Raw genomic sequence first — 21,916 nt, forward strand, 5'->3', positions numbered from 1 at the left:
AACTGACCTTATATCATGGGCAGAAAATTTAATTGTTGAATTTCTTCCACAATTACAAAATAAATAAAGACAAAAAAACCAGACCTCCAAACTTTACGTATATAGCCCCAAATGACTGTTATGCAAGGTAAAATCTTAAAATGGGGGTTGATTGGATTATCCGTTTTCGTGATACTTTTCCTTTCCTTAGGAATTCATCTGTATTATGTAACAGACAATTTTTACCAAAATGAGCTATCAAAACCCCAAATACAATTAAGTCGCATTGATTTTAAAGAAGATATTGATTCCACAGAAGCGAAACAAATACAAACATTTGTAAATGGAATAGAAGGAATACAAAAAAGTTATTTCAATATAAAAGATGATATACTTGTTTATTCCTATTATGCAGGAAAACAAAATTCGGAAACAGTATTTAAATTATTAACTCAGGCAACACACGTAATTGGAGAAACTTTTTATGTAAGTGCTGATAAGGTTAACAGTGGTTGTCCCGCGATGCAAAAAAACGGCGAAACAAGCGGATTATTAAATGTTTATAAAGTCATGTTTTCCATATTTTAATAAATACATTATTTCAATTATAAAAAATAAATATTATGTCGACAAAAAACCTACTATTAATACTATCCTTTGGGGCGATAGTAACCTTTTCTTCTTCTTGTAAAGAGGATGAACAACCGGATCCCACTCCTGCAGATCCAACCCTTTATCAAAGAGTTGGAGGAACAACTATGGTTGACGATCCTGCTAATCCAGGAACACAAATTGAACAGGGTAGATTAACACTTCGTTCTGTAGTTGACAGTTCTATTTTTGTTATTGCAGCTGATCCATCCATGGCAGCTTTTTTTCCGGTATTACTTGGAGAAGTTGGCACAGGTGATCTGTCCGGTTTCACTGCATTGAGTGATAATTTTACTGATTTTCTGTGTTCTGCAACAGGTTCCACAAATCCTGATTATGCATATATAGGTTTAAGTATGGAAGATGCCCATGCACCTGCAGTAAATTCGAGGATGGGAATGGCTGCTACGGATGCTGATTTTGATGCATTTATTGGAGATATTGCTGTAGGTTTATCACAAAACGGAGTTACTGATACTGATCTGATAAATGATCTTGTTGAATTATTAGAAACAACCAGGGCAGATATAGTTCAACTATAATGCAAAAATTAATTATATAAATGTGAAATTAAAAGAGCCGCTATTTTAGCGGCTTTTTAATTTCCTGGATCTTGTAATATTATCATTCCAATTAATCCGATCGCTATGGAGTTGCTATCATGAAATCGAGAATTGTTTAAAATGTAAGTACATTATTATAGTTTTGTACAAATTTGTATGATGAATAAAATTATTGTTCTCGGTGCAGGAATGGTTGGAAGAGCTATGGCGATTGATCTGAGCAAAGATCTGGAAGTATATTCAGCGGATATCAGCGAAGAAAATCTTTCCAAATTATCTCCGCACAATATTAAAACTATCAAGGCCGATCTTTCCAATAAAGAAACCATTAAAGAATTAATTGCAGATAAAGATCTTGTGATAGGAGCTGTTCCAGGATTTATGGGATTTGAAACCTTTAAAACCGTAATTGAATCCGGAAAAAATACCAGCGATATTTCTTTTTTTGATGAGGATCCATTTATATTAAATGATGTTGCCTTAAAAAATAATGTTACCGCTGTAATGGATATTGGTGTTGCCCCCGGCATGGATAATATTATTCTGGGATACCACAATAAAAGAATGCAGGTAAGCGATTTTATTTGTTTGGTTGGAGGATTACCCGCTGCCCGCATTTGGCCTTACGAATATAAAGCACCCTTTTCTCCTGCGGATGTACTGGAAGAATATACACGACCGGCGCGTTTCGTTGTTGATGGTAAAATAATTACAAAACCCGCACTTAGCGAACCCGAGTTGATGCAATTTGAAGATATCGGAACATTGGAAGCATTTAATTCGGATGGCTTACGATCCTTAATTAAAACAATGCCCAATATTCCGAATATGATTGAACGCACTTTGCGTTATCCCGGCCATATTGAATTAATGCGCGTATTCCGCGAATCGGGTTTTTTCAGCAAAGAGGAAATTGATATTAAAGGAAAAAAAATACGTCCGCTTGATCTTACGAGTAAATTATTATTCCCGCAATGGAAATTAGGTGATGAGGAAAAAGAATTTACAGTAATGCGCGTTATAGTTTCAGGTTTAGAAAATAATAAACAGGTAACTTATACATACGATCTGCTCGACAGATATGATGCCGCTACCAAAACATCATCCATGGCCCGCACAACAGGATATACCTGCACCGGAGCAGCTCGTTTAATTTTGGAAAATAAATTTACACGTAAGGGTGTTTCTACTCCTGAATTTGTTGGGGAGGATGAAAATTGTTTTAATACTATGATTAATTATTTGAAGGAAAGAAATATTAATTATAGAATGCAAAAAACGGTGCATTAATGTTACATTCACCTATCCAAAGCGTTCGTTGCGTGTAACATCGTGGGGCCAAGACCACCCGTGGCTATTAAAAATTAATCTTCTTTTTCCGCTTCGTCAACTTCCTCTTGAAATTCCTTAAATTCTTCTGTTGTAATTTCCTTATGTTTTTTAGGGAAATTAAATAACCAGCTCGTTAATACCGGAACAATAAAAATTGCAACCGTTATTAATGAAAAATACAAATCGGTGCGTTCACTTTCCAAAAAATGGCATAAAGGAGTATCTCTCCCAAATTCATGACATAAAAAAGATAATACCAGTTTTAAACCGAGCAAGGCAATAATAAAAAATGCAGAGGCATTTAAAAACGTAAATCTTTCCAATAATTTGATTACACCTTGTGCAACAAATCTAATAGCGAGAATTCCAATAAATACCCCCAGGCAAATAAGCCAAATATTATCCGTATAAGCAACTGCCGCAAAAACATTATCAATGGAAAAAGCAAGGTCCATTATATTAACTAAAATCACAGTGCTCCAGAAATTCCCTATTCTTCCAACTGTATTTTTATAAAACCAATTGTTTTGTTTATTGAGTGTATCATCTCCGGTTTGCGGGGTTGATTTTGTTCGGAAAAAATCTACAGATAAATATAAAAGGTACAATCCGCCAACAGCTTTTAACCACACCACTTGTATAAGCCACGAAGCAAGAAGTAAGGCAAGTCCTCTAAAAAAATATGCACCGAAAATTCCATAACGAAGAGCTCTTCCCCTTTCCTTTTTCGGAAGATCCATAACCATTGTACCCATTACCAATGCATTGTCGACACTTAACATTGTTTCGATCAATATCAAATTAAAAACAATAATACCTGCTTGTGTAGGCGTATGACCGAAAAATTCAACAAAATCAAATAATAATATCCCTGCTTCCATAATTTTTCTTTTTAACTGATTTGTTCTTTTTGCATTTCCATTTCCCAATTCCAGGCTGAACGCATCATCTCTTCAATATCTCTTTTGCATTGCCAGTTCAAAATTTCTTTGGCTTTATTGTTATTCGCATAAATAGAAACAACATCTCCCTCCCTTGGTTCCCCGATAGAATAATTAAGTTTTGTGCCGCTCACTTTTTCAAATGCATGTATCAATTCAAGTACAGAAATTCCCACACCACTGCCAAGATTAAAAACTTCATAATTGGTTGCATTTTTATTATCAATAAGATATTGCAAAGCTAAAGTATGAGCTTCCGCAATATCCATAACATGCACATAATCCCTGATACAACTTCCATCACGGGTATCATATGTATCTCCAAACACTGTGAAACTTTCCTTTTTGCCAATAGCTGTCTGTGTAATATTCGGCACTAGATTTTCAGGTTCTGAAAAAGGTATTTCTCCTATCAATCCACTTTGATGTGCACCCACCGGATTAAAATAGCGCAAAGAAATAAAATTGGAAGAAATGGTTTTTGCATGCGCTGAAATCATTTGTTCCGCCAACAATTTTGTCCATCCATAAGGTGACTCCGGAGCGGAAACCGGAGTTAACTCATTTACGGGCAATTCAGTAGTATTTCCATATACACTGCAAGAAGAAGAAAATACAAAATTCGGAATATTGTATTCCTCTGCAATACGCAGAATATTGATGGTAGAATTTAAATTATTATCAAAATAGATCAATGGCTTTTGCACCGATTCACTAACGGATTTAAAGGCTGCAAAATGAATTATTCCAACAATATCAGAATGTCCTGAAACAATATTTCTCAATTTAGGAAGATCACGACAATCCACGCGATAATTGGTAAATCCTTTTTGTGTTATCGTTTTTATTCTTTCCGCAATTATCTGTTTCGAGCGGGAAAGATTATCAATGGAAATTACTTCAAATCCTTTTTCTAAAAGATCGATAATGGTATGAGAGCCGATGAATCCGGTTCCGCCGGTGATGAGTATTTTTTTTGTAGACAAAGTTAAAATATTGTTCTTTGGTTAAAAATATTTTGATGTGATGAAAATGTTATGGGGAGGAGATCCGATTTATGTTCTTTATTCCTTGTTCTTTATTCATTATTAGGCTTACGGAGAATTATCTCCCGGGTTGTCTATCCGATTGGTGTTCGATATTCCTTGTTCTTTATTCGATATTAATATAATTCTCCTACGAAGGAATATCTCCCGGGTTGTCTTTCCGATTGATGTTCTTTATTCCTTGTTCTTTATTCGATATTAATATAATTCTCCTACGAAGGAATATCTACCGGGTTGTCTTTCCGATTGATGTTCTTTATTCCTTGTTCTTTATTCTTTATTAATTATTCATTTCCTCTTTTTCCATATTTTTTTTCGCCGTCTTCACACTTGCCATAAAAATAGAAATAAGTTGATTGGTTTCTGATAATCCATTTTCTACCATTTCCAAACTATTTGTTAAAGGCGTTTTGTAAATAAGCTTTAGTGCAGCTCTTGATTCCCTAAGTTCCTTTAACAAGATTTTAATCTTATGTATAAAATCCTTTCTTGACTCTGCACTCTGAGCTTCGCCATAATGTAATGCCGGATTAGACCCAGATCTAACCAGTTGACCAGCTATATGATTTCCTGCTCTTGTATTAAACAAGGAATCAACTATTTTAAAAATAAGAACGCTGAATTCTATAAGTCGATCTTCCAAATCGTACTTAACGTCTTTTTTGGGATTATTCATTTATTTGTTTTTAAGGATAAATAAAATACTAATATCAGAAAATCAAGGAACAAAAAAATAACAATTTAAATCTTTTTAACTATCATTCAAATTTATAACAAAATTTTTAAAAAATAATGAATAAAGAACAAGGAATAAAAAACATTAAAGGACAGTCCGCCCCAAACAAATCGCTCATCCCAAATCCCCACCTCACCCTATTAACCTCATCAAATACCCTCCATACCCACTCTTCATCAATGGCGCAGCAATCTTCTCCAACTGTTCTGCATTAATAAATTTTTTTCGAAATGCAATTTCTTCTATACATCCGATATTTTGTCCTTGACGTTGTTCTATGATTTGTACAAATTGTGATGCTGCCATTAAGGAATCAAATGTTCCGGTATCGAACCAGGCAGTACCACGAGGTAATACACTTACCTTTAATTTTCCCTGATTTAAATATTCTTTATTTACATCAGTAATTTCATATTCGCCACGAGGACTTGGTTTTAAATTTTTTGCAATATCAACAACATGATTATCGTAAAAATATAATCCCGGAACTGCGTAATTTGATTTTGGAATTTTTGGTTTTTCTTCAATAGAAATTACTTTTCCTGCATCATCAAATTCAACAACTCCATAACGATCGGGATCACTTACATGATAGGCATATATAATTCCACCATCGGGATTATTATTTGCCGTGAGCAATTCGCCCATTCCTGCGCCATAAAAAATATTATCTCCTAAAACCAAAGCAACTTTATCATTTCCTATAAAATCAGCGCCAAGGGTGAAGGCCTGTGCTAATCCGTCAGGTGAGGGTTGTTCCACATAACTGAAATTACAACCAATTCTGGCTCCATCACCAAGAAGCCTTTGAAACCCAGGCAGGTCGTATGGTGTGGAAATAATAAGTATTTCATTGATACCTGCCATCATCAATGTTGACAAGGGGTAATAGATCATGGGTTTATCATAAATTGGCATCAATTGCTTGCTAATTGCCAATGTAATAGGATGTAAACGGGTTCCTGATCCTCCTGCTAGAATAATTCCTTTCACAAGTGTTAGTTTTTTGGCAAAGATATTCAATCGGGCAACATACCTGGCTAAGTTGAAATTGTCAATCTAAAAGTGTCAATTCAAAAAAGGTGATTTATATCACCTTATCATTTGATTACTATCATCTATCATAAGTTCATGCTTATCGAATTTTGAATTTCTAAATAAGATATTATGAAAAAAATAATCTATCTCTCCCTGACTCTCTGTTTAATGGTTTTTATAACGGCATGCGGCAAAAAAGAAACTACAACTACAGGTACAACTCAAACTGCTGAAAAACCTAAAAGCATGATGGGCGCTGAAACCGAACAGCAAAAAATGATCAACGACGGACGTGGAATTGGTGAAATTAAAATGGTTTCACTGAGTGTTCCTTTGGAACAGGAGCGTGTAAAACGCGGAAAAGATGTATATGATATGAAGTGTTCATCATGCCATAAACTCACTTCTGAGAGGTTTGTAGGACCTGGCTGGCTAGGCGTTACAACCCGCCGCAAACCGGAATGGATCATGAATATGACCACCAATGCAGATGTTATGCTAGAGCGGGACCCTGAGGCTCAAAAACTACTTGAGCTTTGTTTAACCCGCATGCCAAATCAAAATGTATCTATCGGCGATGCACGTGATGTATTGGAATATATGCGAAGTAACGACGGAGTAAAATAACATTTGAAAACAATCCTAAAAAATATCAAATTATGAAAAATTTAAGCTTATTACTTATCGTAATAATTGCAGGGGTTTATGGGTGCAAACCCAAGACTACCGGCAGTATTGCAACCGGAGATGCCGCCTCGAAGGTGTACGTTGCTCCGGGTTCATACGACGAATTTTATAGTGTAGTTTCGGGAGGTTTCAGTGGCCAAATGGCCATTTATGGTATACCTTCCGGCAGATTATTCCGTGTAATCCCGGTTTTTGCCGAAGATCCACAATCCGGATACGGATACAGCGAAGAAACAAAACCTATGCTGATGACCTCTCATGGTATGGTTCCTTGGGATGACCTGCATCATATTGCCCTCTCCACTACTAATGGAGTGCATGACGGCAGATGGGCATTTGGAAACGGAAACAATACACCGCGTATCGCACGAATTGATATGACCACCTTCAGAACAGCTGAAATAATCGAATTGCCTAACAGTTCAGGTAATCACTCCTCTCCTTTTATCACTGAAAATACCGAATACACCATTGCGGGTACTCGATTCAGTTATCCTCCCGATTATGATGGAGCAAATCCAGACGTTTCTATTTCCAGTTATAAAGAAAACTTTAAAGGTTATTTAAGTTTTGTTGGAGTGGATAAAGAAAGCGGTATGATGGATCTTTCATTTCAGATACAAATTCCACCACTAAATACAGATCTTGCAAGAGGTGGAAAAGGGCCTTCACACGATTGGTTCTTTTTCAGTTGTTATAATTCTGAAAAAGCATTTACATTATTAGAAGTAAATGCAAGTCAGAAAGATAAAGATTTTATTCTTGCCGTTAATTGGAAAAAAGCAGAACAATATGTTAAAGAAGGAAAAGCAAAAGCGCAAAAAGTAAAATATGCGCATAATTATTTTGATGAGAATACACAAACTGCAGTTTCCGAAATTAGGACTGATGTATTGGTACTTGATCCAAAGGAGTTAAAAGATATATTATATTTAATTCCTTGTCCTAAATCACCTCATGGTTGCGATGTTGATCCAACGGGACAATATATAGTTGGTAGCGGAAAACTAGCTGCAATAATTCCTGTATTTTCGTTTGAAAAAATTCAGAAAGCAATTGCAAATAATGATTTTGAAGCGGAATACGATGGTATCAAAGTATTAAAATACGAATCATGTTTACATGGTGAAGTTAAAAAACCAGGTCTAGGACCATTGCATACCGAATTTGATAATGAAGGAAATGCATACACTTCATTTTTTGTTTCTTCTGAAATTGTGAAATGGAATGTAAAGAGTTTAGAAATTATTGATCGCGTTCCAACCTATTATTCCATAGGTCACTTATCAGTACCGGGCGGTCCTACTTCTAAACCCTGGGGAAAATATGTAATTGCCTATAATAAAATAACCAAAGATAGGTATTTACCAACCGGACCTGAACTTAATCAATCAGCACAACTCTATAGCATTGAAGGTGACAAAATGAAATTATTATTAGACTTTCCAACTATTGGCGAACCACATTATGCGGAAGCTATCCCTGCAGAACTGATAATGCCGAATTCGAAAAAGATCTATAAGCTGGAAGAAAATAATCATCCATATGCAACTAAACAGGAAAAAGAGGCCAAGGTAGTCCGCGAAGGAAATAAAGTACATATTTTTATGACTGCAATTCGCTCGCATTTAGTGCCTGATAATATTGAAGGTGTAAAAATTGGTGATGAAGTATATTTTCATGTAACAAATCTTGAACAAGACTGGGATGTACCGCATGGATTTGCAGTTAAAGGTGCAAATAATGCAGAATTATTAATTATGCCGGGTGAAACACAAACGCTAAAATGGTATCCCGACAGAGTGGGTGTATATCCATTTTATTGCACAGATTTTTGTTCCGCTTTGCATCAGGAAATGCAGGGATATATAAGAGTATCACCGGCAGGTTCCAGTGTGCCAATTATATTCAGTACAGGAAAAACCGGGGAAGCTGTAACACCGGCCGGTAAATAGAAAATAATTTTTATTCACCACTAAATAAAAAGTTATGTATAAGTTAAAATATATTCTCTGCATTACCGCAATAGTTGTATTCTTTTACGGATGCAATGGTAATAAAGAAGATGCAATGGTGGAAGAAGATGACACTACCATGGTTAAAAGCGGAGGACAAGAATCTGTTGTTGACGATGAATCACAAAAAGATGTTGTTAAAGTTGCGGTGAGCTCTCCGGATCACACCACTTTGGTTGCTGCATTAAAACATGTTGAATATGTGGATGATCTTTCCAATGCAGGTCCCTTTACTGTATTTGCACCAACAAATGCAGCTTTTGATAAATTACCAGAAGGAACACTTGATGATCTATTAAAAGAAGAAAATAAAGCTGTATTGAAAAACATTCTGGAATATCATGTTGCTGTTGGCGGATATAAAACCGAATACATGCAGGATGGTCAGAATATTGGAATGGCAAATGGTGATAATATCAAAATAAGTATGTTGGGTGATAGAATTGTGATCAATGAAAAAGTAAATATCATAGCAACAATTCCCGCATCAAATGGAATTATTTATGTTGTGGATGGAGTTTTATTACCACCGGCAAGCAAATAAATCTGACCAATAATAAATAGTTGGACCGGCCTCTTCACCGGTCCAACTTCAAAAATCAGGCAAATGAAAAAAATGTCCACAGCTTCGAGAATCGGAGTATTAATAGCATCGCTATGTTTTCTGGCAACATTTAAATTTCCATTTTGGGTAATTTATCTAACAGCTCCACAATATCCCGAGGGTCTTACTCTGTATATATGGTTGCATAAACTTAGCGGCGACCTTGAAATTATAAATGGGTTAAATCACTATATCGGAATGGCTATTATAGATCAAAGCACCTTTCCGGAATTTAAAATATTACCATTTGCTATGGGATTTATTTTGCTTACAGGTATATTAACTGCAGTATTGAAAAATTGGAAAATATTTTATGGATGGACAATTTTTTTAGTGTTGTTTTCCATTTTAGCATTGGTAGATTTTTATAGATGGGAATATGCTTATGGCCATAACCTGGATCCTCATGCTGCTATTCAGGTTCCCGGAATGACCTACCAGCCACCCTTAATTGGTTATAAACAATTGTTAAATTTTGGCGCATATTCATATCCTCATGGGGGTGGATGGTTTTATATTGCAGGTGTAAGTTTGGCTTGTATCATTTTAGGCATTCGCATCTGGCAAATTAAAAAACAAAATCGTAAATTATGAAATATTCAGGCATATCAACACTAATTGTTTTTTTCACCTTTATTTCCGCATGCAGTATAAAATCGAAACCTATTACAGAAGGTGTTGATACTTGTGAAAATTGCAAAATGACAGTTATGGAAAAGAAATACGCCGGAGAAATTGTGACAAATAAAGGGAGGACTTTTATATTTGATGATCTCCATTGTTTAAACAATTATCTTTCTGTAAATATGTTGGCAAAGGATGAAGTTAAATTTATACTCGTTTCCGATTATTATCACCCGGATAAATTAATTCCCGCAGATAAAGCATTATTTTTTTATTCAGAAGAGTTACATACCCCCATGAATGGAAAAACAGTAGCTCTTTCCGATAGTGGTGGCTTGACAAAAATTCAAGGGGAATACAACGGCATGTCACGACTGCTGGTAGAGGTAATTCAATAAGTCCGCTAAATTATATTGTAAAATGTTTTCAGGCATATTTAAAATAATATTTATAGGATTCTTCATCAGCATTCTTAGCACTGCTTCTGCAGATACTTTGTATGTAATACAAGGATCCAAATTATCTTCTATTAAACAGGCTATAACCAAAGCACAGCCATTTGATGTTATTCATATAAACAAAGGAATATATAAAGAAGGAAATATTCAGATCGAAAAACCTCTTTCCATTATTGGTGAGATTGATGCGATTTTAGATGGCGAAAATAAGACTGAGATTTTTACTATTGCTTCTGATCATGTAAATATCAAGGGGCTCACTCTAAAAAATACAGGTTATTCCAGCATGGACGACAGGGCAGCCATAAAATTATTATCTGCAAGTTTTTGTGTTATAGATGGAAATACAATTGAAAACACTTGTTTTGGAATATATCTCTTACAGGTTTCAAACTGCGTTATCAAAAACAATAAACTCAAAGCAAGTGCAGTGCAGGAGCTCCGGTCAGGAAATGGCATTCATGTGTGGAAAAGCGATAGTTTAACAATAAAAAATAACACCATCGAACATTATAGGGATGGAATATATTTTGAATTTGTTACACATGCCGGAGTGTATGATAATATCAGCACAAAGAATCTGCGTTACGGAATTCATTTTATGTTTTCCAACAACGATGAATATACCGGAAATACTTTCACTCAAAATGGATCGGGTGTGGCAGTAATGTTTTCAAAGAATGTAACGATCAAAAATAATATTTTCAGTTATAGTGAGGGAGGTGCAGCATATGGGGTTTTATTTAAAGAAATAACCGATGCGCAGATTGAAAATAATATTTTTAGCAACAATACTGTAGCTTTATATATGGAAGGATCAAACAGATTGGTGATAAAAAACAATCTTCTTCAAGCGAATGGCCGGGCATGCAGCATGCAAGCGAATTGTTATGATGTACAAATGACACAAAATAATTTTATAGGAAACACCTTTGATATAGCCACAAACGGTACTTTAAGTATGAACGACCTGAATGGCAATTATTGGGACAAATATGAAGGCTATGATCTTGATAAAAATGGCATTGGTGATGTTCCATACACTCCCGTAAGTTTATATTCCGTTATTATTGAAAAAATGCCTTATTCGATTTTATTATACCGAAGTTTAATGGTTTATTTGCTCGATCGTTCTGAGAAAGTGTTACCTGGAGTAGATGAAAGCAGAATCAAAGATTATAAACCACTTATGAAAGCAGTTGATCTATGATCAAAATACAAAACATCAGCAAAACTTATAATAAAATAGCCGCATTAAAAAATGTATCAGTAAATTTATTCCCTTCACAATCCATCGCATTAATAGGACCAAACGGTTCGGGAAAATCTACGCTGATGAAATGTATTCTTGGATTGGTTTTTCCTGATAAAGGAACAATTGAGGTAATGGGCGAAAAAATAACTTTCACAGGGAATTACAGAAAAAAGATCGGATACATGCCACAGATTGTCCGTTTTCCGGATAATATGAAAGTAGGCCAGCTATTTAATATGATTCAGGATATAAGGGAAGAAAAAATTAACATCGATCGTGAGCTTATCGAACAATTTGAGATCAATTCATTTATCAATAAACCTTTGGGTGCACTTTCCGGTGGCATGAAACAAAAAGTAAATGCAGCGCTTGCATTTATGTTTAACCCCGATATTCTTATATTGGATGAACCAACAGCGGGATTGGATCCATTATCCGCAGAATTATTAAAAGATAAAATTAAAAATGAGAAAGAAAAAGGCAAACTCATAATTATATCCTCCCATATTTTAGCCGATCTTGAAGAAATAACAACACACGTGGTATATCTCATCGACGGCGAACTGGAGTTCTTTAAAAGCATGGATTCATTGATCAAAGAAACAGGCACTCAAAATTTAAGCAAGGCAATTGCAAAAATTATGACCGAAATAAAAGTAGTACATGAAAATAATTAAATATGTATTTCTTGATATTATCCGCAATAAAATACTTATTGCCTATACTGCATTTTTACTTGCAATTTCCCTGGGGTTCTTTTCCTTAAACGATAATCCAATTAAATCAATAAGTAGTTTATTGAATATTGTACTTATCGTTCTCCCCTTGTTCAGTATTATTTTTGCAAGCTCTTATTATTACAATTCATATGAATTTACCGAATTACTTTTAGCACAACCTGTAAAAAGGAAAAAACTTTTTATTAGTCAGTATTTTGGCGTAAGCATTTCGCTTGCAGTTGCCTTTTTGTTGGGATGCGGAATTCCGGTTTTACTTTTTGCACCTAATGCTGCAGGATTATTATTGATTTGCGGGGGAATTACCTTAACCTTTGTATTTGTATCTCTGGCTTTTCTGGCATCCGTATTTGCACGAGATAAGGCCAAAGGGATAGGAGTTGCACTTTTATTGTGGTTTTATTTTGTTTTTATTTATGATGCTTTAGTACTAATTACAATGTTTGCTTTGAGTGATTATCCAATAGAAAAATTTGTGTTGGCACTCGCTTTTTTTAATCCGGTTGATCTTATCAGGATAATATTGCTGATGCAGCTAGATGTTGCGGCGATTATGGGTTATACAGGAGCCGTTTTTAATAATTTTCTTGGATCCGCAAATGGTATTATTTCCTGTTTTATTGCAATCGGATTTTGGATAATTATTCCGCTACTCTTAAGTTTACGCAAATTTGTAAAAAAAGATATCTGATCTATTTTATTTTAAATCTATCCCCGGGCACAAATATTTTTATCCTCACATTTTCAAAGCGCAGATAATTATTTTTATCCCTTGATATATTGCCTCTGTTTTTCATATAAACTACCTGGCTTTCTCCGGCAACACTTGCACTTTTGCCATGTATAACCAAAGCAGTAGCCTCATCAATTCCTACGCATAATATTCCAGGATATTCACTCATTGCGGAAAACAATCTGTTATATCTGCTTCTTGCAACAAAATGTTGATCAACAATAATATTTTCCGCTAATCCTAAACCTTCTTTAAATTCAATATTATTATCTACAATAGAATAAAAAGTAGAATAATATGTGGTATCCAATAATTGATTTCCGGTAATCATATATTTACTCATCACCGCAGCTCCTGCACTTGTTCCGGAAATTACCGATCCATTTTGATATGCCTTATGAATTACATCATAAATTGGTGTACCCAATACAATTTCCATAAACCTGTTCTGATCACCACCTGTTATAAAAATTAATTTAGCACCTAAAAGTGAATCCAGTAATTTTTTATCATTCGCCGTTTCTTTAGTGAAATTTAAATTGGCAATGGTATTCTTGCAATATAATTCGATATCCCACTTAAAATAATAATAAGAAGTATCCGGTTCTTCCCCCGACATAGGCAGCACCGCAACATAATCATTTGGAGCGAGTTGTGCAGTTTCCATCATTGCTTTCATTAATGCTTCTGTTCTGTCGCCACCGCCAATAATGAATAAACTGCCTTTAGGATGTTTTGACGACTGAGAGAAAACGGATACTACACAAACTACTAAAATGATAATCAGAACGTATTTTTTAAATGCCATCACTTTAATATTTAAACTAAATAAATTTATATTTTTTTTACGATCACAACTCCATCTCTATGTTTTGAATAAAACAGAATTGTTACGGATAACCCCAATAATAAACAAGCCACCACCTGATGCGAAACACCTAAAAATACCGGAATATTTTCAGAACTTCCCAACAAAGTAAATACGCCTAATAAAAATTGCAAGCATAATACCAAAATAAATGCGCTATTCAATTTATGCAAGCGCGTTGAAGTGTATTTTCTGTTTTGAAACCAAAAACCAATAATTGCCAATGCAACAATTATTGCAAAACTGCGATGCAAAAAGTTTATCTCTGTGCTCAGCGCAACCAATTTATCCGCAGTAAAAATATCATGGAATGCACCCTCGGGAATTACTCTTCCATTCATAAGCGGATAGGTATTATATAATCTTCCGGCATCGGTACCGGCCATTAATCCGCCCAAACTAATTTGTATAAGTATTAAAATAATAATCCATTTAATTGAACTGTTAGCGGATGGATGATCTGATATAACCGGTGTTTCCCTATACGACAAAGCGAGCCAGATCAGATACATAAATACGATCAACGCAAGTAACAAATGTATGGTAAGTTTAGAAGGATCCACCCAGGGATCACCCTCCAATCCACTTGCAACCATAATCCAACCAACAAATCCCTGTAGTCCGCCCAATAAAAAAACAACTGCTAATTTTCTTATCCAGGCTGCATTAAATTTCTTTTTAAGTAGAAAATAAATAAATGGAAATAAAAATACGATGCTAATTAATCTTGCCCAGTTTCTATGAATAAATTCCCACCAATAAATTTTTTTAAATTGTTCGACACTGAAATCGCTGTTAATTTTTGCATATTGTGCAGAGGATTGATATAATTGGAATTCTTTTTCCCATTCTGCATCATTTCCGGGAGGCATACTACCCATCACAACATCCCATTCTGTGATGGATAACCCCGACTCAGTTAAACGGGTGATCCCACCGATCATCACCTGTATCAAAACCATCACCACTCCTGTCCACAACCAGATACGAACTGCCTTCATACTTTCAAATTTAAGCAAAATTAGGTCAGAGAAACAAAACTTTAGCCTTTAATAGTAAAAGCATTCCTTTTTATAATCCCAAGCGATATAAATTCTTAAGTTTGAATATAATAGTTCCATTTGCATCCTATATTTGTTCTATAAACGGCGCTGTTAACCAATAAAATTCCGGCGAAGTATTTATAAACTTAATTTTTATGAAAAATCTAACACTCTACTCTACGTTGCTTTTCACAGTAATTTTTTCGCTGATCTCTTGCTCTAAGGAAGAGCCATTCGGTCAGGAAATAACCGGAGAATCCGACCCGCAATATGCTGCCGGAGGAATTTTTTCCAAAAAAGCCCCGAAATTTAATACTATGTTCAACACCTATGGCAATGGCTGGACAGGTGCTGATGCAACCTATTCGATTCCATTACCTGATGGCAGAACAGTATGGTTATTTGGCGATTCCTTTTTAGATACTGTTTATGCAGATTATTCAAGGCCGGGAAGTGATTTGGTCAGAAATACTTTTGTTGTGCAAACCGGAACAAGTCTAACAACTTTGGTAACAAACACAATTGATGATCCCGAAGCTTTTGTAGCAACTCCGGATCCGGTAAACGAATGGTACTGGCCGGGTGATGGAACTGTTATTGGCGAAACACTTTATGTATATATGGAATATTATATCAAGACCGGTGGAGGTATTTTTGATTTTCATTATGTGCGTACCGATCTCGTAGCATTTAGTTTGCCTGATCTTACAGAAATTAGCAGAACTCCCGCATTTGAAGATGAAAATATTATTTGGGGCGCAAGTTTGATGGAGGATGGAAGTTACATTTATGTTTATGGAGCGGAAGAAACTGCATTTACAAAATATGCGCACGTTGCAAGAATTCCTGCGGGCAATATTTATGGAACAAAAGAATTCTGGAACGGAACCAGCTGGACCACAACAGAACCGGCATCCAATGTTGGAAGATTAGAAAAACAAAGCGGATTATCTCTTGATGTTTCTGCGCAATACGCCGTTTTTTATCACGCAGGCAAATATAGATTAGTAACCCAGGAAGGATTTTTAGGTCCTACAATTTATACATGGGAATCCACCTCTCCAAAAGGCCCGTGGAAGGCTCGCCAAACAGTATATGTAACACCTGAAACAGGAGGAGATCTGTTTACTTATAACGCGTTCGTCCATCCTCAATTTGTATTAGCCGATGGTTCATTATTATTATCCTACAACGAAAATTCATTTAATTTTTTCGATCTGTTTGAGGATGCAAGGATATACAGACCGAAGTTTGTATGGTTTAAGTATTTGTGATGTAATTCATTATTACAAATAATAAAATCGTCCGGAAGAAATTACAAAGTATAATTCCTTCTTGACAATTTTATTACAAAATACTATAACTATTTATATTGATTTGTTAATCTGTATATCTATATATTGTTCAGGCGAAATCTCCTGTAATCAAATTTAATTTATTATTTTCGCCCTCAAAAAAATTCCGATGAGATCATTAGTCGTTTTCGCCTCTTTATCGATAGGTTTATTTCCATATGTTTTTTCGCAGAGTTTGGTGTGTGCAGGCATACAACCACAGCAAACCATAAAGGAAATAGCAACAGCTTATGCTACCGAAGATGAGGAATTCATGATGGATTTAACCGGTGAAATCCGTGCTTTTCAAATGTTGGATATTTATAATCCCGATGCCAGCTATTTTTCATCCTCCTTAAAAAATACAGAACCTGAAAAAGTTGAATATTCGTGGTTGAACGATGTTGGACATTTATATATTAAACAAAAATCAAACGGATTATTCAGCACACCCATTGACCGTACTTTTAGTTATGGAAAAATCTGGCAGATTTTTATCAACACAAAACCAGTGGTGGAAAATGAAAATTCTTTTAATGGGCTGTATCTGAGAGCACGGGTTAGCGGGGAAGATTTTGACAGATATATTTTATTAATGGGTAATAAAAAAACGAGTGTATTTTGGTTTGGAGAATATAATACTTCTACAAAAATATATACCTCCTTTCATGATGTGGAAAATTCTGATTGTAATTTCGTAACACATCCTTCAGTGGAAAAATACGGTTCCGTAGATTATAGTATTTATCGAAATGGAAATTATTTATTTCTTCGAATCAATAGTTCTTTTTTATTCAACTATGAAATTACCGACCAACTTATTGCATTTGATAATATAGTAGAAGCCGGAATTATAACACATAATGCACAGGAAACAGAAGTTTCGCATGTTCAATGGAATAATTTTTCAAGCATGACGGGTATTTCACTGGAGCAATATGAACAAAAAGAAAATTCTGATTTCGAACCGGAAGTAGATAATTATGAAGAACCATCCGCACCGGCTATGAATTTTTATGGAACTTTTTTAATGTATTATGGTCGGAATGACATTGTTTCGGTAACACATGCATATGAAGTGTATGCCAACCAATATCCCTCTGAATCAGAATTGCTATCACTTAAAAATGAAAAATACTATAAAGACGCTTTGGAATATGAATTATTAATTGGATCAGATTTTGTCCCGGATCTAACTTGCGACGAAGCCTTTGAAATGCTGGATGAAGTATATTCCGAGAGTGGATTAGAAAACTTTAGTTCTGATTATTGTTTAGAAGAATACGAATTAGATAATTGAACTCCATACTCAGCTATTGAGAACGGAACAAACTCTAAAAAAAAATATAACCCGGCAATTACAAATTACAATTATTGCACAATAAATTTTCCAACACTATTTAATGTTGCAGAATTTACTTTAACAATATAATTTCCCTTCGGATAAGCTGAAATATTCAAGATAACACTCAAATCTGTTGTAACATAAGAATCCATTTTTATGCCGGTAACATCAAAAATATCAATTTGAATATCCTCATTTTCCATTGTGGAAAATTGTTGTAATTCAATAATTATATTATGCGAGGCAGGATTTGGATAAATTAAAATTGGCTCTTCATCACTTGCCATTTCTTCAATTCTGCATGAAGCGGTATTAAAGGTATGAATTGCAGAAAAATCTGATAATTCTGCGCCACATTTTGTTCTCATTTTCCATTCATATTCACTATCACATAATAATCCGGTAATTGTTTTCTGAATAGTTGCGGGACCGAATTGAAGTTTCGTCCAGGCTGCCACTCCGGTTTTGCGATAATACAATTGATACTTGGTCGCATTAAAAACCGGCGCCCATTGTAATTTTGCACTTGCGGGCGTAATATTTACTACTTCCGAAATAGATGGCGGATAACAATCTCCTGTTTCACCGGCAAGAATAGTTGCTCCCGGAGTTGCATTATAAGCATAATCATGCACGATCACCCGATCGGTTAAAGGATCGACACTCAATCTGATCCATGCAAAATGTTTAGCTGCCCCAACCTGCAAACGGAAAGCGGAAAATGCATATTTTGAATCTATTAATGGCTGATCTCCAGGCTCGTTTATTTCATAATTATAAAATCCAAGCACCGGATGTCCTGCTATCCAATTAACGCCAAGGTCTATCGCATCACCCATTGCATATTTGTATACATCATTGTTATCGCCCCCTACCTTATTTAAATTATACAGAAAAAGGGAAGCTGAGTTCTCATGATATTGTGAAGGCCATAAGGACCAATAATCATGATCTAGCTTTATTTTAAAATCTATTACTGCGTCAGAATTAATATCAAAAAACTCCGTAAAAGTTTCACCGCAACTAAAATCATTGCCCGGAGAAAAGTCATATCCGGGTGGTTCCGGTATACAAATATCTTCAGGATCGATCTCCATATCAGGGTCGATATCGTGATATACAATTTGTGCCTGTGAGTTGACCGTTATTAGAGAAGCTATTGCAGCTGTTGAATAAGAGGCTAATTTAAATCCAGGTTTAAGTGTTTTCATATTTCGGTTTTAGTGTTGAAATATAAAGTTATTAAATAAATTACTTATTCATTCAATTTTATTAAATATTATAATAAAGCCTTAAGATCCTCCAAAGAGTTAGCATCCTCCACATTTTTGTCTTTTCTCCATCTCAATATACGTGGAAAACGCACTGCAACTCCACTCTTGTGGCGACCGGATAATGCAATTCCCTCAAATCCGATCTCAAATACCAATTGCGGTGTAACTGTGCGCACCGGACCAAATTTTTCTAATGTATTTCTTTTTACAAAATTATCCACCTCGCGAATTTCCTTATCTGTTAAACCGGAATATGCTTTGGCAAATATTACCAGTTTTTTTTCAGCGCCTGAAGTATCCCAAACAGCAAATGTATAATCCGTATATAAGTCAGCTCTTCTTCCACTTCCTTTTTGCGCATAAATTAACACTGCATCCGTTGAATATGGATCCACTTTCCATTTCCACCAATTTCCTTTTTTTCTTCCGACCTGATAAGGAGAATTTTTCCGTTTTAACATGATACCTTCCGAAAAATGTTCGCGACTTTGAGTTCTGATTTTCGTTAATTCTTCCCAGTTTTTAAAAGTTATTTCGGGGGATATTACCATAGGGAAAACAACATTTAAATCGTTTATTATTTTCCTTCTTTCTGATAATGGTTTTTCTCTTATATCTTCATTATTATATTCCAGAATATCATAAACAATAAATGCCACAGGAGCTTCCTTTAATATTTTCGCGGTTATATTTTTTCTTCCGATACGTGTTTGCAAAACAGCAAATGGCATGGGATGACCATTTTCATAACAAATAATTTCTCCATCCAAAACAATTCCATCCGGCAAATGATCTTTTAATATCTGCAATTCCGGAAATTTTTCAGTCACCAGATCTTCCCCTCGACTCCAGAGAAACATTTCATTTTTTCTTATGATGAGTTGTCCCCGGATTCCATCCCATTTCCATTCTGCCTGAAGATCTTTTGGTTCACCAAGTGAAGCAACTTCTCCTTCAATTGGATATGCCAGAAAAAAGGGATAGGGTTGCGAAATGTCAGTATGAATTCTGTCCTCAAAAATTAAATTTTGATAGGTAAGATCAGCAGGATTCCAATTACCTGCCATGCGATGAGATAAAATATTGCTTGAAATTCCTGTTAATTCGCTTAGAGCATTAATTACCATCTTTTCCGAAACTCCGATGCGAAATGCACCCGTAATTAATTTATTAAATGCGAATTTCTCTGCTGTATCAAAGGAGCGCCAGGCAGCTAAAAGAAACTCTTTTCGATCTTGTTCCGGTTGTTTACTTATTTGTTGAATTTTTTCTATCCACTCACTTAAACTATTATTGGAAGTATCCGTTGGTTGGGGCAATAATAATGCGATGGTTTCAGAAAGATCACCTACGGAATGATAACACTCCTCAAATAACCATTGAGGTAAACCGGTTGCTTCCATTGCCCAGGTTCTTAATTGGGTATGATTAACCTGACGCTTTATTTTTCTTCCGCTCAATAAATAAATTGCCCATAACTTATCCTGATCTGATGCATTATGGAAATAATCTTTTAAAATGACAATTCTATCATTCGTTTTGTTTGTCTGACTCAGATTTGAAAATAATTCTGCAAATAATTTCATTGTTCAGCAATTAGATCAGCATCAGCATTTGTTGTTTCACCCGTAAAATATGTTTCCAATTCATGCGCATCAATTCCTTTCTCGCGAAGCCATTTTACAAAAGTTGCGGTGTAACCATGCGTTATAAAAACACTTTCTGCACCGGTGCCACTTATCACTTCATTCAGTTGTTCCCAATCCGCATGATCACTCATAACAAATCCTCTATCAATAGCTTCACGCCGTTTATTTCCTCTCACCTGCATCCATCCGCTACAGTAGCCAACAGAATAAGGTGAAAATTTATTCATCCAAGGTGTACCCAAAGCACTAGATGGAGCCACAATCAACGCATTTTTATATGCTGAATTCGGAATTTCCGGAGTCACCAAATCAAAATGATCCAATGGCAATCCTGCTGCTCTAAGTGCTTCATTAATATTATACACTGCACCATGTAAAAATATCCTGCCAATATTTTTATCTACATTTTTCAGAATTCGCTGTGCTTTACCCAAGGCATATCCGATGAGTACCGATGTTTTATTTTGACTGATATTATTTTTCCACCAGGAATTTATTTCATCAAAAATTTCTGTTTGCGGTTTCCATTTAAATATGGGAAGTCCGAAGGTGGATTCAGAAATGAACGTATGGCATTTCACCAATTCAAATTTGCCGCTTAATCCGTCATTTTCTGTTTTATAATCTCCACTCACAACTAATACCTGTCCATTTTTTTCAATCCGAATCTGCGCCGATCCCGGAATATGTGCAGCGGGATGTAGAGAGAATTGCACACCATTTATCATCACCTTTTCACCATATTCCACACTTTCACAATTTATATCAGGAGCAAGACGATATTTTAATATCGGTTTGGTAAAATGATGGCACAAGTAACTCTTACTTCCAAACCTTGCATGATCGCTGTGTCCATGTGTTATAACACAACGCTCCACAGGCTTCCACGGATCGATATATACCTTTGCTTCAGGTATATAAATCCCATTATCGGTCATTTCGAATAGTTGTTTCAAAGGTTTAAATTGTTATAATTAAATAATATATGTATATACATATATTTA

General features: G+C 35.2%; 22 protein-coding genes. 13 read left to right on the top strand and 9 right to left on the bottom strand.

Features of this window, described 5'->3' with window-relative positions:
* Positions 1-120: 120 nt before the first annotated feature.
* The 3 genes from IPI31_02455 (at position 121) to IPI31_02465 (ending at position 2,483) form a co-directional block, all read left to right on the top strand.
* A complete protein-coding gene (locus tag IPI31_02455) occupies positions 121-567 on the top strand; it encodes a hypothetical protein (protein ID MBK7566664.1) in 447 nt (148 codons plus the stop codon).
* A 35-nt stretch (positions 568-602) separates the two neighbouring features.
* Complete coding sequence (locus IPI31_02460) at positions 603-1,172, top strand: group 1 truncated hemoglobin (GenBank protein ID MBK7566665.1); 570 nt, start codon at positions 603-605, stop codon at positions 1,170-1,172.
* A 180-nt stretch (positions 1,173-1,352) separates the two neighbouring features.
* Positions 1,353-2,483, top strand: a complete 1,131-nt coding sequence (locus IPI31_02465; GenBank protein ID MBK7566666.1) for a saccharopine dehydrogenase NADP-binding domain-containing protein — start codon at positions 1,353-1,355, stop codon at positions 2,481-2,483.
* Between the two features lie 74 nt (positions 2,484-2,557).
* On the opposite strand, the gene IPI31_02470 is transcribed toward IPI31_02465, so the two are convergent.
* From IPI31_02470 to rfbA, 4 genes are all read right to left on the bottom strand, one after another.
* Positions 2,558-3,406 (bottom strand): DUF475 domain-containing protein, encoded by an 849-nt coding sequence (locus IPI31_02470; protein MBK7566667.1) that lies wholly within the window; start codon positions 3,404-3,406, stop codon positions 2,558-2,560.
* 11 nt (positions 3,407-3,417) lie between these two features.
* Positions 3,418-4,452, bottom strand: a complete 1,035-nt coding sequence (galE, locus tag IPI31_02475) for a UDP-glucose 4-epimerase GalE (GenBank protein ID MBK7566668.1) — start codon at positions 4,450-4,452, stop codon at positions 3,418-3,420.
* 340 nt (positions 4,453-4,792) lie between these two features.
* Positions 4,793-5,188 carry a four helix bundle protein gene (locus IPI31_02480; protein ID MBK7566669.1) on the bottom strand — a complete coding sequence of 132 codons (396 nt, stop codon included), beginning with the start codon at positions 5,186-5,188 and terminating at the stop codon, positions 4,793-4,795.
* Positions 5,189-5,380: 192 nt separating this feature from the next.
* Positions 5,381-6,241: a glucose-1-phosphate thymidylyltransferase RfbA gene (rfbA, locus tag IPI31_02485; protein ID MBK7566670.1), complete on the bottom strand. Its 861-nt coding sequence runs from the start codon at positions 6,239-6,241 to the stop codon at positions 5,381-5,383.
* Between the two features lie 174 nt (positions 6,242-6,415).
* On the opposite strand from rfbA, the gene IPI31_02490 reads away from it, so the two are divergent.
* The 8 genes from IPI31_02490 to IPI31_02525 all read left to right on the top strand — a co-directional run bounded on the left by IPI31_02490 (position 6,416) and on the right by IPI31_02525 (position 13,357).
* Positions 6,416-6,913 (top strand): cytochrome c, encoded by a 498-nt coding sequence (locus tag IPI31_02490; protein MBK7566671.1) that lies wholly within the window; start codon positions 6,416-6,418, stop codon positions 6,911-6,913.
* A 32-nt stretch (positions 6,914-6,945) separates the two neighbouring features.
* Positions 6,946-8,928, top strand: a complete 1,983-nt coding sequence (gene nosZ / locus IPI31_02495) for a Sec-dependent nitrous-oxide reductase (protein MBK7566672.1) — start codon at positions 6,946-6,948, stop codon at positions 8,926-8,928.
* 34 nt (positions 8,929-8,962) lie between these two features.
* The gene (locus IPI31_02500) at positions 8,963-9,532 is read left to right on the top strand and encodes a fasciclin domain-containing protein (protein ID MBK7566673.1); all 570 of its coding nucleotides are present in this window, start codon (positions 8,963-8,965) and stop codon (positions 9,530-9,532) included.
* Positions 9,533-9,604: 72 nt separating this feature from the next.
* Positions 9,605-10,186 carry a hypothetical protein gene (locus IPI31_02505; GenBank protein ID MBK7566674.1) on the top strand — a complete coding sequence of 194 codons (582 nt, stop codon included), beginning with the start codon at positions 9,605-9,607 and terminating at the stop codon, positions 10,184-10,186.
* On the top strand, positions 10,183-10,614 hold the full coding sequence (locus IPI31_02510) for a nitrous oxide reductase accessory protein NosL (GenBank protein ID MBK7566675.1): 432 nt from the start codon (positions 10,183-10,185) through the stop codon (positions 10,612-10,614). Before IPI31_02505 ends, IPI31_02510 begins: the two co-directional genes overlap by 4 nt.
* A 22-nt stretch (positions 10,615-10,636) precedes the next feature.
* A complete protein-coding gene (nosD, locus tag IPI31_02515; protein ID MBK7566676.1) occupies positions 10,637-11,884 on the top strand; it encodes a nitrous oxide reductase family maturation protein NosD in 1,248 nt (415 codons plus the stop codon).
* Positions 11,881-12,606 carry an ABC transporter ATP-binding protein gene (locus tag IPI31_02520; protein MBK7566677.1) on the top strand — a complete coding sequence of 242 codons (726 nt, stop codon included), beginning with the start codon at positions 11,881-11,883 and terminating at the stop codon, positions 12,604-12,606. The genes nosD and IPI31_02520 overlap by 4 nt, the downstream gene beginning before the upstream one ends.
* Positions 12,593-13,357 carry an ABC transporter permease subunit gene (locus IPI31_02525; protein ID MBK7566678.1) on the top strand — a complete coding sequence of 255 codons (765 nt, stop codon included), beginning with the start codon at positions 12,593-12,595 and terminating at the stop codon, positions 13,355-13,357. The genes IPI31_02520 and IPI31_02525 overlap by 14 nt, the downstream gene beginning before the upstream one ends.
* A gap of 1 nt (position 13,358) precedes the next feature.
* Here IPI31_02525 and IPI31_02530 read toward each other — a convergent pair whose 3' ends face one another.
* Both IPI31_02530 and IPI31_02535 read right to left on the bottom strand, forming a co-directional pair.
* Entirely contained in the window at positions 13,359-14,207 is an 849-nt protein-coding gene (locus tag IPI31_02530) for a cyanophycinase (GenBank protein ID MBK7566679.1), read from the bottom strand.
* 26 nt (positions 14,208-14,233) lie between these two features.
* Positions 14,234-15,268, bottom strand: a complete 1,035-nt coding sequence (locus IPI31_02535; protein MBK7566680.1) for a COX15/CtaA family protein — start codon at positions 15,266-15,268, stop codon at positions 14,234-14,236.
* 197 nt (positions 15,269-15,465) lie between these two features.
* Here IPI31_02535 and IPI31_02540 point away from each other — a divergent pair, with 197 nt between their 5' ends.
* Positions 15,466-16,584: a hypothetical protein gene (locus tag IPI31_02540; protein MBK7566681.1), complete on the top strand. Its 1,119-nt coding sequence runs from the start codon at positions 15,466-15,468 to the stop codon at positions 16,582-16,584.
* Between the two features lie 190 nt (positions 16,585-16,774).
* The gene (locus IPI31_02545) at positions 16,775-17,944 is read left to right on the top strand and encodes a hypothetical protein (GenBank protein ID MBK7566682.1); all 1,170 of its coding nucleotides are present in this window, start codon (positions 16,775-16,777) and stop codon (positions 17,942-17,944) included.
* 71 nt (positions 17,945-18,015) lie between these two features.
* Here the strand turns inward: IPI31_02545 and IPI31_02550 are convergent, their stop codons facing one another.
* The 3 genes from IPI31_02550 to IPI31_02560 all read right to left on the bottom strand — a co-directional run bounded on the left by IPI31_02550 (position 18,016) and on the right by IPI31_02560 (position 21,850).
* Complete coding sequence (locus IPI31_02550) at positions 18,016-19,200, bottom strand: T9SS type A sorting domain-containing protein (GenBank protein MBK7566683.1); 1,185 nt, start codon at positions 19,198-19,200, stop codon at positions 18,016-18,018.
* 68 nt (positions 19,201-19,268) lie between these two features.
* Positions 19,269-20,849 (bottom strand): ATP-dependent DNA ligase, encoded by a 1,581-nt coding sequence (locus IPI31_02555; protein MBK7566684.1) that lies wholly within the window; start codon positions 20,847-20,849, stop codon positions 19,269-19,271.
* The gene (locus tag IPI31_02560) at positions 20,846-21,850 is read right to left on the bottom strand and encodes a ligase-associated DNA damage response exonuclease (GenBank protein MBK7566685.1); all 1,005 of its coding nucleotides are present in this window, start codon (positions 21,848-21,850) and stop codon (positions 20,846-20,848) included. The genes IPI31_02555 and IPI31_02560 overlap by 4 nt, the downstream gene beginning before the upstream one ends.
* Positions 21,851-21,916: the final 66 nt, after the last annotated feature.

The sequence above is a fragment of the Bacteroidota bacterium genome, from assembly GCA_016706865.1.
Classification (GTDB): domain Bacteria; phylum Bacteroidota; class Bacteroidia; order Chitinophagales; family BACL12; genus UBA7236.

What these genes read in the sequence shown, in the direction of transcription:
- IPI31_02455 (MBK7566664.1), top strand. Translation starts at nt 121, where the DNA reads ATGCAAGGTAAAATCTTAAAATGGGGGTTGATTGGATTATCCGTTTTC.
- IPI31_02460 (MBK7566665.1), top strand. Translation starts at nt 603, where the DNA reads ATGTCGACAAAAAACCTACTATTAATACTATCCTTTGGGGCGATAGTA.
- IPI31_02465 (MBK7566666.1), top strand. Translation starts at nt 1,353, where the DNA reads ATGAATAAAATTATTGTTCTCGGTGCAGGAATGGTTGGAAGAGCTATG.
- IPI31_02470 (MBK7566667.1), bottom strand. Translation starts at nt 3,406, where the DNA reads ATGGAAGCAGGGATATTATTATTTGATTTTGTTGAATTTTTCGGTCAT.
- IPI31_02480 (MBK7566669.1), bottom strand. Translation starts at nt 5,188, where the DNA reads ATGAATAATCCCAAAAAAGACGTTAAGTACGATTTGGAAGATCGACTT.
- IPI31_02490 (MBK7566671.1), top strand. Translation starts at nt 6,416, where the DNA reads ATGAAAAAAATAATCTATCTCTCCCTGACTCTCTGTTTAATGGTTTTT.
- nosZ (MBK7566672.1), top strand. Translation starts at nt 6,946, where the DNA reads ATGAAAAATTTAAGCTTATTACTTATCGTAATAATTGCAGGGGTTTAT.
- IPI31_02500 (MBK7566673.1), top strand. Translation starts at nt 8,963, where the DNA reads ATGTATAAGTTAAAATATATTCTCTGCATTACCGCAATAGTTGTATTC.
- IPI31_02505 (MBK7566674.1), top strand. Translation starts at nt 9,605, where the DNA reads ATGTCCACAGCTTCGAGAATCGGAGTATTAATAGCATCGCTATGTTTT.
- IPI31_02510 (MBK7566675.1), top strand. Translation starts at nt 10,183, where the DNA reads ATGAAATATTCAGGCATATCAACACTAATTGTTTTTTTCACCTTTATT.
- nosD (MBK7566676.1), top strand. Translation starts at nt 10,637, where the DNA reads ATGTTTTCAGGCATATTTAAAATAATATTTATAGGATTCTTCATCAGC.
- IPI31_02520 (MBK7566677.1), top strand. Translation starts at nt 11,881, where the DNA reads ATGATCAAAATACAAAACATCAGCAAAACTTATAATAAAATAGCCGCA.
- IPI31_02525 (MBK7566678.1), top strand. Translation starts at nt 12,593, where the DNA reads ATGAAAATAATTAAATATGTATTTCTTGATATTATCCGCAATAAAATA.
- IPI31_02530 (MBK7566679.1), bottom strand. Translation starts at nt 14,207, where the DNA reads ATGGCATTTAAAAAATACGTTCTGATTATCATTTTAGTAGTTTGTGTA.
- IPI31_02535 (MBK7566680.1), bottom strand. Translation starts at nt 15,268, where the DNA reads ATGAAGGCAGTTCGTATCTGGTTGTGGACAGGAGTGGTGATGGTTTTG.
- IPI31_02540 (MBK7566681.1), top strand. Translation starts at nt 15,466, where the DNA reads ATGAAAAATCTAACACTCTACTCTACGTTGCTTTTCACAGTAATTTTT.
- IPI31_02545 (MBK7566682.1), top strand. Translation starts at nt 16,775, where the DNA reads ATGAGATCATTAGTCGTTTTCGCCTCTTTATCGATAGGTTTATTTCCA.
- IPI31_02550 (MBK7566683.1), bottom strand. Translation starts at nt 19,200, where the DNA reads ATGAAAACACTTAAACCTGGATTTAAATTAGCCTCTTATTCAACAGCT.
- IPI31_02555 (MBK7566684.1), bottom strand. Translation starts at nt 20,849, where the DNA reads ATGAAATTATTTGCAGAATTATTTTCAAATCTGAGTCAGACAAACAAA.
- IPI31_02560 (MBK7566685.1), bottom strand. Translation starts at nt 21,850, where the DNA reads ATGACCGATAATGGGATTTATATACCTGAAGCAAAGGTATATATCGAT.